Raw genomic sequence first — 13,924 nt, 5'->3', positions numbered from 1 at the left:
GATCGTTCGCATACATTGGCGGACCGGACACTTCCCCCGAAGAGCCGTTGACGGCAAGCTAGACGCGTGATGGTGCGCGAATGGGACCCCCGAACCGCGTCGTCCGCCGAGATCGGCTCCGTGCTGGACACGCTGAACGCGGTTCTCGCGGCCGACCTCCCGCAGGACCCGCCGTGGCGGGAGGATTCGCTGCGGGAGTACCTCTCCGAGGTGATGCCCGGCGAACGACGCATCTCCTGGGTGGCCCACGCCGATCCGCCGGCCGACGGGGGCCCCGCCCCGATCCTCGGGCACGTGCACGTGCTGCTGCTCGGTGACATCGGCGTACTGGAGGTGCTGGTGCACCCGGCGGTCCGTCGCAGCGGGCTGGGCCGGGAACTGGTGCGCACCGCAGCCCGCCGGGTCTATCAGGAGGGTTTCCGGTCGATCGGGGTCGAGGTGGTCGGCGACACCCCGGCGATCGGCTTCTACTCGTCGCTGGGCTTCACCCGCGAGTACGTCGAGACCCGCAGCGTGCTCGACCTCGGCACGGTCGACTGGACGGCGCTGACCGAGATGGCCGCCGCCGTCAACCCGGGCTACCACCTGGAGTTCTACCCGGGTGGGCTGTTCGACGACCTGATCGAGGCGTACGCCCGGGCGAAGGCCGAGGTCCGCGACGTCGAGGACGGCGAGCTGCGCCCCAGCTCGTACGATCCGCAGCGGCTGCGGGACAGCCTCGACACGCTGCACCGGCGGGGCATGAAGCCGTACATCGTGCTCGCCCTGCACGAGCGCACCGGCGCGGTGGCCGGCCTGACCGAGGTGGTGGTGCCGGTCCAGCACCCCACCCGCGCCGACCAGTACGACACCATCGTGACGCGTGACCATCAGGGCAACGGCATCGACCGGGCGATCAAGGCGCGGATGCTGCTGGAGCTGCGCTCCGCCGAGCCGGAGCTGACCGAGGTGCAGACCTGGAACACCCAGGCCAACGAGGTGATGCTCAAGGTCAACGCCGAGCTGGGCTACCAGCCCGACCGGGACTGGTGCGAGTACAGCGTGGACGTCGCCGAACTGGTGCACCGGCTCGACGCCCACCGCTGAGCAGGGCGGCCGGCGGCATCCGGTCGGGGGCGTCGGGCAGCACTGTCGCGAATTCACCACATCGCCGCCCGAGGGATGGACGGCGGACAGCGACGCACCTTAACGTGCGTTGGTTCCCGTCCACCCATCGTGGAGGCCCCATGCGCCTGCGCCGCAGATTCGCCGCGCTCGCCACCGTCGCCGTCGTCGCCGTACCGGTGCTCGGCGTCGCTCCCACCGCGGCCACCGCCGCGCCCACCGACCTGTTCATCTCCGAGTACGTCGAAGGCTCGTCCAACAACAAGGCGATCGAGCTGTACAACGGCACCGGCGCAGCGGTCGACCTGACCGCCGGCGGCTACCAGCTCCAGCTCTATTTCAACGGGTCCACCACGGCCACCACGATCGCGCTCACCGGTACCGTCGCCACCGGGGACGTGTTCGTCTTCGCCGCCGCGTCGGCCGGCCCGGCGATCCTCGCCCAGGCCGACCAGACCACCGGCGCGAGCCTGTTCAACGGCGACGACGCGATCGTGCTGCGTCGGGGTGCCGTCGTGCTCGACGCGATCGGGCAGGTCGGCGTCGACCCGGGTAGCGAGTGGGGCAGCGGGCTGACCAGCACCGCCGACAACACGCTGCGCCGGCTGCCGTCGGTGTCCAGCGGGGACGCTGACCCGTCTGACGCGTTCGACCCGGCCGCCCAGTGGGCCGGCTACCCCACCGACACCTTCGACGGGCTGGGCGCGCACACCCTCGACGGCGGGGGCCCGGTCGACCAGCCGGCCGTGCTGACCTGCGGCGGGACGTTGACCATCGAGGCCGGCGCGACCGGCACCCGGGAGGTCACCGGCACCGACCCGGACGACACGGTCGTCGACCTGGCGGTCACCGCGGTCGCCCCGGCCCCGGCGGGCGGCTCGATCAGCCGTACCGCGTTCACCCCGGCGACCGCGCCGGGTGGCACAGCGACCGCGACGGTCACCGCCACCGGCCTGCCCGCCGGCACGTACACGGTCACCGTGACCGCGACGGACACCGACGGCGGCACCGCCACCTGTTCGCTCACCGTGCAGGCCAACGGGGTGCTGTCGGTGGGCCAGGTGCAGGGCCCGACCCGCGACGACGAGAACCCGCGCACCGACCGGTCGCCGCTCGCCCCGCCCTCCGGCACCGGCACCAGCCCGCTGCTGTACGACGTGCGGGGCGTGATCACCCAGAAGTCGCTGGCCCGCACCTCGGCCGGTGCCGACCAGTACGGCTTCTACCTGCAGAGCCGCACCGGCACCGAGGACGGCGACCCGCTCAGCTCGGACGGGATCTTCGTCTTCATGGGATCCTTCACCACGCTGATCGGTGGCTACGCGCCGACCGTCGGCGACGAGGTGGTGCTGCGCGGCCGGGTGTCGGAGTACTTCGACCAGACCCAGCTCTCCGGTGCCTCGCTGGTCCGCCGACTCGACACCGGGCTCGACGTGAACACCGCCGTGACCGTGGACGACGCGGTCCCGCCGGCCGACGCGGCGGCAGCCGACCGGTTCTGGGAGCGGCACGAGGGGGCCCGGTTGCGGGTCCGTAGCGGCTCCGGCGTCACCGGTCCCCGGGACGTGTTCGGCTCCACCGCCGACTCCGAGGTGTGGGTGGTGGACCGGGCGGACCCGCTGCTCAAGCGGACCGACCCGTACGCCCGCCGGGTCTTCCGGGACGCCCACCCGCTGGACGACGTGCCAGGGCAGGTCTTCGACAACGGCAACGGGCAGCGCATCCTGCTCGGCGGTGGCGGCGTGAAGGCCACCGCCGGTGACTCGACGGCGCTGCTCCCGCCGGCCCGTACCTTCGACACCCTCACCGCCGACGCGTTCGGCGCGGTGTCGTACGGCTTCAGCAAGTTCAGCGTGCAGCCGGAGTCGCTGGCCCTGACCGCCGGGGTGGACCCGGCGGCGAACAACCCGCCGCGCCCGGCGGACCGGGCCCGGGAGGTCGCGGTGGCGACCTACAACGTGGAGAACCTGTACGACTTCCGCGACGACCCGTTCGACGGCTGCGACTTCACCGGCAACGCGGGCTGCCCGGGGGTGTCCCCGCCGTTCGACTACGTGCCGGCGAGCGAGGCCGAATACCGGGAGCACCTGTCGGAGCTTGCCGCGCAGATCCGCACCGACCTGCACGCCCCGGATCTGATCCTGGTGCAGGAGGCCGAGGACCAGGACATCTGCTCGGTCTCCGGCGGCAGCCTGGTCTGTGGCACCACCGACAACGCCGACGGAGCGCCGGACACCCTCCAGGATCTGGCGTTGGCGGTGCGGGCCGCCGGTGGTCCCGCCTACGCGGCGGCGTACGACCGGACCGGCGCGGACGCCCGGGGCATCACCTCGGCGTTCCTGTACCGCACCGACCGGTTGTCGCTGGCCGGGGCGAGCGCCACCGACCCGCTGCTCGGTTCCGCGCCCACCGTGCAGTACCGGTCGGCGGGGCTGGCGTCCAACGCGGACGTGCAGAACCCGAAGGCGCTCAACGCGGTGCTGCCGGCCGACACCGACACCTCGACCGGCAAGGACGGCAACAACGTCTTCACCCGGGCCCCGCAGCTCGGCAAGTTCGTGGTGAAGGCGACCCCCGGCGGGTCGGAGTCCTACCTGCTGTACGCGCTGAGCAACCACTACTCGTCCGGGCCGGACACCCGGGTCGGGCAGCGCACCGAGCAGGCCGCGTACGGGGCGGCGATCGTCACCGCGATCGAGGCGGCCGACCCGGACGCCCGGGTGGTGTACGGCGGGGACCTGAACGTCTTCCCCCGCCCGGACGACCCGATCGCGACCGGGGCGAACCCGACCCCGTCGGACCAGCTCGGCCCGCTCTACCGCGCCGGCCTGCGTAACCTCTGGGACGACCTGGTGGCCGACGTGCCGTCGGCGGCGTACTCGTACAGCTTCCAGGGGTCGGCGCAGACGCTGGACAACCTGTTCGTCAACGATGCCCTGCACGCGGACCTGGTGCAGATCCGGGCCGCGCACGTCAACGCGGACTGGCCTGCGGAGTTCACCGGGGACGGCACCCGGGGGGCCAGCGACCACGACCCGCAGGTGGCCCGGTTCCGCAGCCAGCCGTCGCTGCGGGTGGCCGACGCGTCCGTGGTGGAGGGCGACCGGGGCACCAGCACGATGACGTTCCAGGTCACCGTGTCCCGTCCGCTGTCCCAGCCGACCACGCTCTGCGCCGCCACGGTGGGGCTGACCGCGACGGTGGTGCTGGACTTCACCCCGTACGTCGGCTGCCGGACCCTGCCCGCCGGGCAGACCTCGCTGGCGTTCCCGGTGACCGTTCGCGGTGACCAGAAGCGGGAGCCGGACGAGAAGATCGCCTTCGCGGTGGCCGGCCCGTTGAACCTGCGGTTCGCCGACCTGCTGGCGACCGGCGTCATCACCGACGACGACTGAGCGTCGCGTACCTCCGACGGCCCGTCGGTCCGGCTTCCCGCCGGATCGGCGGGCCGTCACCATGGCGGGCGCACCACCCGGGGCGGCGGTGGCACGTTGCGGTACTTCGCCACCCGCACCTCCCACTGGCTCCGGCGGCGCATCGCGTCCCGGACGGCCCGGTTACGGTAGAACGTCTCCGGTGGCCGGGCGAGCCCGTAGACGTCCGCCCACCACTCACCCGGTTCCGGGTCCAGAATCGTGTCCAGGTGCGACGGGTAGCGGCGGCCCGCACCGTCCCGGGCGTCGTCGCGGTCCCGCATCGGGGTGAGCACCCGACCGAACTCGTCGACCACGGCCAGCCGGAAACCGGCCGCCGCGATGATCCGGCGCAGCAGGGCGATGCTCGGGGTGAGCGCGCCCGCCTCGATCCGCCCGACCGTGCCGTGGTGCACCCCCGCCCAGCGCGCCAGTTCCCGTTGACTCGCGTCGGCACGCCGGCGGACCGCCCGCACGATCCCGGCCGCCGGCCACGGCAGGTCGTAGGGCGTGCTGAGGAAGGTCGGCGGCTCGTCCCCTTCCCCGTCCGGCGTCGGAGGGGAGGTGGCAGCCGGGCGGGTGTCCGGGGCGGTGGGAGCCGCGGGGACCGGAGTGGGGTGGGTGCCAGGTCGGTGCGGCGGCGCGGGGTCGGTCATGTCGCCACCGTCGCGCCCGGCCGAACCCCGTCGCAATCCCGCCGTCATCACCTGTGGACAACGCCCAGGCCTGTGGAAAACTCGCTTCCTTTGCGACCCGGCATCGATTACACAGGGTCACTTCACCGACCCGACCCGTCAATTACCGTGAGTCATGTCACCTCGGGCAGGGATCCACATCACCAAGATCCGCAAAAACAGCCTGAACAGCGGAAACGCCCAACCTCTCTCCACCCAGCCCTACTCCCCCTCGCACGCTTTGCTCTGCTGCCGAATCGGCGACAGGCACCCACGGTAAGCGTCGCATAGGGGGCAGCAGAGCAAAGCGTGCGAACCAGGGTGGTGGGGGGAGCCGAAAAGTGCGGAGAGTAACCAGATCGGTTGACCGCCGAGCAGGCGGTCGACGCCGATGAGGGACCAGCCACGCCGGCAGCAGGCGCCCGCCGACGGCGGCGGGGCCGGGGAGCCAGGTGCAGGGGCGTGGGCGAGGAGCCACGGCCACGGGCGTGGGCCACGGCGTCCGCAGCCCGCCCCCGCGATCAGTAGCGCTGGCGCAGCAGCTCGGCGGCCTCGACCGCCCAGTAGGTGAGGATGATCTGCGCACCGGCCCGACGGATCGAGGTGAGCGTCTCCAGCATCACCCGCTCGCGGTCGATCCAGCCGTTCGCGGCGGCCGCCTCGACCATCGCGTACTCGCCGGAGACCTGGTAGGCGGCGACCGGGACGTCCACGGCGGCCCGGACCGCCGCCACCACGTCGAGGTAGGGCAGCGCGGGCTTCACCATCACCAGGTCGGCGCCCTCGGCCACGTCCAGCTCGACCTCGCGCAACGATTCCCGCAGGTTCGCCGGGTCCTGCTGGTAGGTGCGCCGGTCACCGTCGAGCGCCGACTCGACGGCGTCGCGGAACGGGCCGTAGAAGGCGGAGGCGTACTTCGCCGCGTACGCCAGCACCGCCACGTCGGCGTGGCCGGCGGCGTCCAGCGCCCGGCGGACGACGCCCACCTGGCCGTCCATCATCCCGGACGGGCCGACCATGCCGACCCCGGCGTCCGCCTGCGCCACCGCCATCTCGGCGTACGCGGCCAGGGTCGCGTCGTTGTCCACCCCGCCGTCGGGGGTGAGCAGCCCGCAGTGACCGTGCGAGGTGAACTCGTCGAGACACAGGTCACTCATCACCACGGTGGCGTCGCCGACCTCGGCCACCACGTCGCGGATGGCGACGTTGAGGATGCCGGCCGGGTCGGTGCCGCCGGAGCCGGTCGGGTCCCGCCGCTCGGGCACCCCGAACAGCATGATCCCGCCGACCCCGGCCTGGACCGCCGCCACGGCCGCCTTGCGCAGCGAGTCCCGCGAGTGCTGGAGCACCCCCGGGAGCGACGCGATGGCCCGTGGCTCGGTCAGCCCCTCCTTGACGAACATCGGCACGACCAGCTCGGCCGGGTCGACGCGGGTCTCGGAGACCAGCCGCCGCACGGCCGCGTTGCGACGCAGCCGGCGGGGCCGGATCTCGGGGTACGGCATGAGGGGCCTCCCAGTACGGCTAGCGGAACCTGAGCGCGGTCGGCCCCTGCACCTTCGAACCCCGACGCTGCTTCGCCGGCATCGCGGCGAGCTTCTCACGCAGTTCGACGGCGTAGGCGGCCAGCGCCTCGACCAGGTCGGGCACCGAGGCGTGCGGCGGCTGCACGTCGACCCGCAGGCCGAACTCCGTCGCGGTCTCCGCCGTCTTGGGCCCGATGACGGCAACCACGGTACGCGCGTGCGGCTTCCCGGCGATACCGACGAGGTTGCGCACCGTCGAGGAGGACGTGAAGAGCACCGCGTCGAACCCGCCCGACTTGATCGCGTCGCGGATCTCGGCGGGCGGCGGGGCGGCCCGGACCGTGCGGTACGCGGTCACGTCGTCGACCTCCCAGCCGCGCTCGGTGAGCCCGGCGGCGAGCGTCTCGGTGGCGATGTCGGCGCGGGGCAGCAGCACCCGGCCGACCGGGTCGAGGATCTCGTCGTGCGGGGAGAACTCGGCCAGCAGCCCCTCGGAGGACTGCTCCCCGGCGGGCACCAGCTCCGGCTGGATGCCGAAGGCGCGTACCGCGTCGGCGGTGGCCTCACCGATGCAGGCGATCTTGACGCCGCCGAAGTGCCTGGCGTCGAGACCGTGCTCGGCGAACTTCTCCCAGACCGCCCGGACCGCGTTGACCGAGGTGAAGATCACCCAGGCGTACCGGCCGTCGACCAGCCCCTTGACCGCCCGCTCCATCTGGGCGGGGGTGCGCGGCGGCTCGACCGCGATGGTCGGCACCTCGCACGGGATCGCCCCGTACGCGCGCAGCCGGGCGCTCATCGCCCCGGCCTGCTCCTTGGTCCGGGGGACGAGCACCTTCCAGCCGTACAGCGGGCGGTTCTCCCACCAGCTCAGCCGGTCCCGCTGGCCGACGCCCTCGCCGACGGTGAGCACCACCCGGCCGGTGAAGCCGAGCGCCGCCGCGACGAACGAGTCCACGCTCGACGTGGTGGTGTACTGCGTCTCGCCGGTGCCGTCGCCGGTCACCCCGACCCCGGTGGTGCCGTCCACCCCGGCGGCCAGCAGGCCGTCCCGCACGGCGGCCAGGTCACCGGCGTCGACGGCCAGGGCCAGTGACCCCCGGCCGACGGCGGCGGCGAGCGCGTCGAAGTCCAGCGTGCCGACGTCCTCGACGTCGGCGGCGGTGCGTACCCCGGGCAGCGGCACCCCGGCGTAGGTGGCGACGCCCTCGGCCTGGCCGACGCCCGGCACCACCTCGAAGTGCGCGGCGGTCCGCGCGACCGCCTGCACCTCCTTGACCACCGAGTCGTGGCCGAACGGGTCGCCGGCGACCAGGTGCACCGCGTTGAGCCCGGAGCGGGCCGCGCTGATGAGCATCTTCGCCACGTCGCCCGGTACGCCCTCGGCGGGGCTGAACTGGGCGTCGGACCGGGCCTGGGCCCGGACCACGTCGAGCAGCGTCTCGGGGACTCCCCGGTCGTAGACCACCTGGTCGGCGTCGACCAGGGCGTCGTGGGCCCGGCGGGTCAGCAGGCCCGGGTCACCGGGTCCGGCGCCGACGAACGCGATGCGGCCGACGGGCTTACGGGTGCGGGTCATTCTGTGCTCCCAAATTGCTGGGTCCCCGGGCCGGTGCTTCCTTCGTGGCCGAGGATCGAGTCGGCGCCGAGTTCGAGGAGTTCGGCGGCGAGTGCCTTGCCGATCTCCGCCGCGTCGGCGGGCGTTCCGGTGCGGGACAGCCGGAGGTCTCGCGAACCGTCCGGGCTGATCACCGCCCCGCGCAGGTAAATCTCGTCACCGTTCTCACCTTCGGCGAGTTCGGCGTAGGCGGCGACCGGGGCGGAGCACCCGGCCTCCAGGGTGGCCAGCAACGCGCGTTCCGCGACGACCGCGGCCCGCGACGGTGCGTGGTCGAGCACGGCGAGCAGCTCGACCAGGTCGGAGTCGTCGGCCCGGCACTCCACGGCCAGCGCGCCCTGGGCGGGCGCGGGCAGCATGAGCATCGGGTCGAGCGTTTCGGTGATCACGTCGGTGCGGCCGAGCCGGGCCAGCCCGGCCCGCGCCACGACGACGGCGTCGAGGTCGGCGTCCGGGCCGAGCACCCGGGCGAGCCGGCTGTCGACGTTGCCCCGGATCGGGGTGACCTCCAGGTGCAGACCGAGGGCGTGCAGCTGGGCGATACGGCGCAGCGCGCCGGTGCCGACCACGGCCCCCGCCGGCAGCTCGGCGAGGGTACGCCCACCGGTGGCGACCAGCGCGTCGCGCGGGTCCTGCCGGGGTGGCACGGCCGCGACGTGCAGCCCGCTCGCCCCGGCGGTGGGCAGGTCCTTGTACGAGTGCACGGCCAGGTCGATGGTGCCGGCGGTCAACGCGTCGCGCAGCGCCGAGACGAAGACGCCGACGCCGAGGCGTTGCACCGGCGCGGACGACCGGTCCCCGGCGGTGACCACCTCGACCAGCTCGACGGCGCGGCCGGTCGCCGCGGTGATCGCCTCGGCGACGTGGCCGGACTGGGCCATCGCCAGGGCGCTGCCCCGGGTGCCCAGGCGCAGGGGGGTACTCATCGCTCACCTCCGGTGGGCGGCTGGTCGGTGTCGGTCGCCGGCGCGTCGGCGCCCCCGAACGGACCACGGCCGTCGACGGTCTCGACCACGTCGGGCACCGAGTCGACCCCGGAGGTCTGCGGCACCTGGAGGTCGAACAGCTCGCGCAGCAGCGCGGCGTACTGGTCGCCGCCCGGCTCGGCGGCGAGCTGGCGGACCCGGACGGTGGGCTGGTGCAACAGCCGTTGCACCACCCGGTGCACCGTGCGGGCCACCTCGGCACGCTGGTCGTCGCTGAAGTCCGGGCGACGCTGGGCGAGCCGGCGCAGTTCGGCGGTGACCACGTCGTCGGCGCGACCGCGCAGGGCGGCCACGGTGGGTGCCACGTCGGCTCCGCGCAGCCAGCTCAGAAACGCCTCGACCTCGGCGGTCACGATCCGGCCGACCTCGGCGGCGTCGGTGGCGGCCGGGCCGTCGGCGAGCAGGGTGGCCATCCGGTCGATGTCGATCACCTCGACGCCGGGCAGCCCGGCCACCTCGGGGGCGACGTCGCGGGGCACGGCGAGGTCGAGCAGGACCAGCGGTCCACGGTCGGGGTCGCGGCGGTCGAGCGCCTGGGTCACCACGTCGACGGTGAGGACCGGTTCGGTGGCCGCGGTGGCGGCCACTACGATGTCCACTGTGGAGAGCGCGGGGACGAGTCCGGCGATCGGGACGGCGTTCGCGCCGTACGACTCGGCCAGCCGGACGGCCCGGTCGGCCCCCCGGTTGGTGACGGTGAGCGGCCCGGCGGCCCGGCGGGACAGCGTCGCCACGCTCAGCGCGCCCATCGCGCCCGCCCCGACCACCAGGGCCGGCCGGCCGGCGAGGTCGCCGTCGAGCAGTTCGGCGGTGAGGTCCAGGGCTGCGGTGACGACGCTCTGGCCGGCCCGGTCGATGCCGGTCTCGGCGTGCGCCCGCTTGCCGACCCGCAGCGCCTGCTGCATCAGCTCGTGCAGCAGCCGCCCGGCGGTGTCCGCGCCGGAGGCCCAGTGGTAGGCGTCGCGGAGCTGGCCGAGGATCTGCGCCTCGCCGACCACCATCGAGTCCAGCCCGGCGGCGACCCGGAAGACGTGGTCGACGGCGGCCGAGTCGTAGTGCACGTAGAGGTGGCTGGCGAAGGCGGCGGGCGGCGCGCCGGCCTGCTCGGCGAGGACGGCGCAGACGTCGCCGAGACCGCCGTGGAAACCGGACACGGCGGCGTACACCTCCACCCGGTTGCAGGTGGAGACGAGCACCGCCTCGGCGACGTACGGCTGGGCGACCAGGCGGTCCAGGGTGCGGGTGAGGTCGGCGGGGGCGACCGCCAACCGCTCCAGCGTCGCCACGGGAGCGGTGCGGTAGGACGCGCCGACGACGAGCAGCTTCACGTGCCGATCGCCTCCTGGGTGTCGGGGGTCGCGAGCCCGCCGGGCAGGGCGGTGAGGGCGGAGCCGCCGGCGGCGGGCAGCGCGGTCAACGACGCCTTGCGGTGCTCGTGGAAGGACAGGATCTGAAGCTCGATGGCGAGATCGACCTTGCGCACGTCGACCCCGTCCGGCACCGAGAGTACGCACGGCGCGAAGTTGAGGATGCTCGTGACGCCGACGGCGACCAGCTGCTCGGCCACCGCCTGGGCGGCCGGCGCGGGGGTGGCGATCACGCCGATCGAGATCGCCTCCTCGGCGGCGACCCGGGGCAGCTCGTCGACGTGCCGGACGACCAGCCCGTTGATCATCTCGCCGACCCGCGACGCGTCGGCGTCGAACAGGGCGGCGATCCGGAAACCCCGGCTGGCGAAGCCGTCGTAGCCGGCCAGGGCGTGACCGAGATTACCCACCCCGACCAGGGCGACCGCCCGGCGCTGGGTGAGCCCGAGCACGAACTCGATCTGGTCGATCAACAGGGCGACGTCGTAGCCGACCCCCCGGGTGCCGTACGAGCCGAGGTGGGAGAGATCCTTGCGGAGCTTGGCCGAGTTGACCCCGGCCGCCCCGGCCAGCCCCTCGCTGGAGACCGTCTCGTGGCCGGCGTCGGCGAGGTTGTGCAGGGCGCGGAGATACTCGGGGAGCCGTGCGACGGTCGCCTCCGGGAGGTCCGGGAGCGCCGGTACGGCACCGGCGCGGCCGGGCGCGCCAGGGTGACGGTGCTGACTCATGAGACTCCGTGCGGTGCGATCCTCGGCCGGCTCCGGTGCCCGCCCGTTGGGGGACCCCCGCCGGTGACCGGGCGAGCCGGCCGTGCTAGCAGGGCGCGTCGAAACTACAGAGTAGGCGCTTGTGAAGACGTGCACAAATCGCGATCTTGCTGAATCGCGGCCGCCCTGCACCTGCTCCCCCATCCCACAAGATCGATCGGGCACGCCAGCGGTGCCGCCGCGCGATTATTGCGCAATCCCGACTTCTCTCACCAATCGCGCTCGCTCGATGACCCAGCGTGATCCACGCCACCCTAGAGCTGGGGGGTGGTCAGGTCGCGCAGCAACCGCTCCTCCTCCACCCGCCAGTAACCGTGCTCCTTGCCGTCGAGCAGCACCACCGGCAGTCGGTCGCCGTACTCGCGCTCCAGCTCGACGTCGCCGGTGACGTCCTTCTCCACCCACCGGTCCCCGGTGACCGCCACCACCCGGTCCAGCGCGGCCTTGGCGTCCTCGCACAGGTGGCAACCGGGCCGGGTGATCAGGGCGAGCCGGGCGGCAGTGGACATCGGGACCTCCGGGTGAGGGCGGCCGGAGTCGGCCGCGACGGGGATGCGCACGGTGGCGGACCGCTGCGCACCGGTGCCGGATGCCCGGCGGCGGGCCGGGCCCACCCGCCCAGTCTCGCCCGTCCCCCGGTGCGGCACACCCGGGACGGCCGAGCCGGTCGCGCGGTGGCTGAGTCTGACACGCCGTCGGCCGCCCGGCCAGGCCCACACACCGGACGGTCACGCAGCGTCGACCGGACCACCCGATCGGGGCCGGCGCAACCACCCGCGCAGCCGCGCCGGGCGGACCTGTGGACACTGCCCGGCGGACCGGACGCGCGGGGCCCCGGCGGCCCTCCACCACTCCCCTGGGCTGCAATTTCCACCAGGGAACAAGCCGCGACGTGAAAGTCAACCGACCACGACGGACAACCGGTCCGCCAGGGGTCGGCGAGCCGGGCAAATACTTTGGCCCTGTGTAACGGACTTGGCACACGCGGGTGACGTTGGCCCTATCATCACTCGGGTCGGCTCACCCCATTTGCCGTGAGTCGACACCCCTCAGCCCGAGGAGGCCCCCGTGCCTGTGCGCGCATTGGACCAGCACCTCAAGGGGATCTGCCGCGCGTCGGCACCCCCCCACACGGCCCTGCCCGTCCGGGGCAGACCCGGCACGGCGGCCGTCCACCGCCGTCCGGTCACCGTCGTGACCCGCTGCGGGGAGGCCCGGTGACCGCCTTCGGCTACCCGGATCGTCCCACCGGACTGACCGGGCCGACGCCCCGGGCCACCGTCAACGAACGGCTCGACCCGGCCCGCCCGGAGGCGACGCCCCGCCGGCCGCACCAGCGTCCGCACCCCAACGAGGCGGCCCCCCGGCCCGCCGCCCCCGGCGGCAACGCCACGCCGGCCGGCCGGGTGACCTCCCACTCCCGGCCCCCGATGCCGACGCAGACCCGACGGGTCGGTGAGCCGCCCGCCGTCACCGACCCGGCCGGTGGGGAGACCGCCGTGATCCCGGTGGTGCCCGCCGACGACACCGCCGTCATCCCGGCCGTGCCCGCCGACGACACCGCCCTGATCCCGGCCGTGCCCGACGGGCCGCCGCCGGCGCCGGCCGCCGAGCCGCCCGGCACCGCGGCGACGCCCGCCGGCACCTCCCCCACCGGCTTCCCGAGCCGCCCCGACCCCTCCGACCCGGCCACCGAGGTCTGGACCCTGGTGGAACGGGCCCAGGCCGGCGAGGCCGAGGCGTTCGGCCTGATCTACGACCGGTACGTCGACACCGTCTTTCGGTTCGTCTACTTCCGGGTCGGCAACCGGCAACTGGCCGAGGACCTCACCTCGGACACCTTCCTGCGCGCCCTCAAACGGATCGGCAGCTTCACCTGGCAGGGCCGCGACCTGGGCGCCTGGCTGGTCACCATCGCCCGCAACCTGGTCGCCGACCACTTCAAGTCCGGCCGCTACCGGCTGGAGGTGACCACCGGCGACGTGCTCGACGCCGACCGGGAGGACCGGGGGCCGGAGGGCAGCCCCGAGGCCGCAGTGGTCGAGCACATCACCAACGTCGCGCTGCTCACCGCCGTCACCCGGCTCAACCCGGAGCAGCAGGAATGCATCGTGCTCCGCTTCCTCCAGGGCCTCTCGGTGGCCGAGACCGCCCGCGCGATGGGCAAGAACGAGGGAGCGATCAAGGCGTTGCAGTACCGCGCGGTCCGCGCGCTGGCCCGGCTGCTGCCGGACGGATTCCAGCCCTGACCTGCACCGACGATCACTCTTCGTGATTTCGCTCCCGACCGCCCCGTAACCGGGGCCCGGCACGGAGCGTTTCTCCGGGTGCGGCCGGTGGTTGTCCGGCGCCCCCGGACCCGTCCCGGTCCGGAGCAGCGCCGCCGACCACGACCCTGGTACGACGGTGCACGCCGCCGCCGGTCGCGTGGAACCACCGCGGCCGACCGGCCGTGACCAGCGAGAGGGG

General features: G+C 73.7%; 10 protein-coding genes. 3 read left to right on the top strand and 7 right to left on the bottom strand.

What is annotated here, in order from left to right:
* Positions 1 to 69: 69 nt before the first annotated feature.
* A complete protein-coding gene (locus JQN84_RS07140; RefSeq protein WP_204958171.1) occupies positions 70 to 1,086 on the top strand; it encodes a GNAT family N-acetyltransferase in 1,017 nt (338 codons plus the stop codon).
* A gap of 140 nt (positions 1,087 to 1,226) precedes the next feature.
* Entirely contained in the window at positions 1,227 to 4,499 is a 3,273-nt protein-coding gene (locus tag JQN84_RS07135) for a lamin tail domain-containing protein (protein WP_204957620.1), read from the top strand.
* 56 nt (positions 4,500 to 4,555) lie between these two features.
* Here the strand turns inward: JQN84_RS07135 and JQN84_RS07130 are convergent, their stop codons facing one another.
* From JQN84_RS07130 to JQN84_RS07100, 7 genes are all read right to left on the bottom strand, one after another.
* On the bottom strand, positions 4,556 to 5,173 hold the full coding sequence (locus JQN84_RS07130; protein WP_239484961.1) for a helix-turn-helix transcriptional regulator: 618 nt from the start codon (positions 5,171 to 5,173) through the stop codon (positions 4,556 to 4,558).
* Positions 5,174 to 5,712: 539 nt separating this feature from the next.
* Positions 5,713 to 6,696 (bottom strand): porphobilinogen synthase, encoded by a 984-nt coding sequence (gene hemB, locus JQN84_RS07125; protein WP_204957618.1) that lies wholly within the window; start codon positions 6,694 to 6,696, stop codon positions 5,713 to 5,715.
* Between the two features lie 19 nt (positions 6,697 to 6,715).
* Entirely contained in the window at positions 6,716 to 8,296 is a 1,581-nt protein-coding gene (locus JQN84_RS07120) for a bifunctional uroporphyrinogen-III C-methyltransferase/uroporphyrinogen-III synthase (protein ID WP_204957617.1), read from the bottom strand.
* Positions 8,293 to 9,261 (bottom strand): hydroxymethylbilane synthase, encoded by a 969-nt coding sequence (gene hemC, locus JQN84_RS07115; protein ID WP_204957616.1) that lies wholly within the window; start codon positions 9,259 to 9,261, stop codon positions 8,293 to 8,295. Before hemC ends, JQN84_RS07120 begins: the two co-directional genes overlap by 4 nt.
* Entirely contained in the window at positions 9,258 to 10,649 is a 1,392-nt protein-coding gene (locus tag JQN84_RS07110; protein ID WP_204957615.1) for a glutamyl-tRNA reductase, read from the bottom strand. Before JQN84_RS07110 ends, hemC begins: the two co-directional genes overlap by 4 nt.
* Positions 10,646 to 11,416, bottom strand: a complete 771-nt coding sequence (locus tag JQN84_RS07105) for a redox-sensing transcriptional repressor Rex (protein WP_145921832.1) — start codon at positions 11,414 to 11,416, stop codon at positions 10,646 to 10,648. Before JQN84_RS07105 ends, JQN84_RS07110 begins: the two co-directional genes overlap by 4 nt.
* 293 nt (positions 11,417 to 11,709) lie before the next feature.
* Positions 11,710 to 11,964 carry a glutaredoxin family protein gene (locus JQN84_RS07100; protein WP_145921833.1) on the bottom strand — a complete coding sequence of 85 codons (255 nt, stop codon included), beginning with the start codon at positions 11,962 to 11,964 and terminating at the stop codon, positions 11,710 to 11,712.
* A 708-nt stretch (positions 11,965 to 12,672) separates the two neighbouring features.
* Between JQN84_RS07100 and JQN84_RS07095 the strand changes: the two genes are divergently transcribed.
* Complete coding sequence (locus JQN84_RS07095) at positions 12,673 to 13,704, top strand: ECF subfamily RNA polymerase sigma factor, BldN family (RefSeq protein ID WP_204957614.1); 1,032 nt, start codon at positions 12,673 to 12,675, stop codon at positions 13,702 to 13,704.
* Positions 13,705 to 13,924: the final 220 nt, after the last annotated feature.

Origin of the sequence: Micromonospora humidisoli (assembly GCF_016900955.1) — a bacterium.
Lineage (GTDB): Bacteria > Actinomycetota > Actinomycetes > Mycobacteriales > Micromonosporaceae > Micromonospora > Micromonospora wenchangensis.
Note: the sequence above shows the minus strand (reverse complement) of the source record. Positions and strands in the feature narration are given on the sequence as shown.

Bases quoted from the DNA above. Each gene is read 5' to 3' on its own strand.
- JQN84_RS07130 (WP_239484961.1), bottom strand. From the start codon at position 5,173: ATGACCGACCCCGCGCCGCCGCACCGACCTGGCACCCACCCCACTCCG.
- JQN84_RS07105 (WP_145921832.1), bottom strand. From the start codon at position 11,416: ATGAGTCAGCACCGTCACCCTGGCGCGCCCGGCCGCGCCGGTGCCGTA.
- JQN84_RS07140 (WP_204958171.1), top strand. From the start codon at position 70: ATGGTGCGCGAATGGGACCCCCGAACCGCGTCGTCCGCCGAGATCGGC.
- hemC (WP_204957616.1), bottom strand. From the start codon at position 9,261: ATGAGTACCCCCCTGCGCCTGGGCACCCGGGGCAGCGCCCTGGCGATG.
- hemB (WP_204957618.1), bottom strand. From the start codon at position 6,696: ATGCCGTACCCCGAGATCCGGCCCCGCCGGCTGCGTCGCAACGCGGCC.
- JQN84_RS07100 (WP_145921833.1), bottom strand. From the start codon at position 11,964: ATGTCCACTGCCGCCCGGCTCGCCCTGATCACCCGGCCCGGTTGCCAC.
- JQN84_RS07120 (WP_204957617.1), bottom strand. From the start codon at position 8,296: ATGACCCGCACCCGTAAGCCCGTCGGCCGCATCGCGTTCGTCGGCGCC.
- JQN84_RS07135 (WP_204957620.1), top strand. From the start codon at position 1,227: ATGCGCCTGCGCCGCAGATTCGCCGCGCTCGCCACCGTCGCCGTCGTC.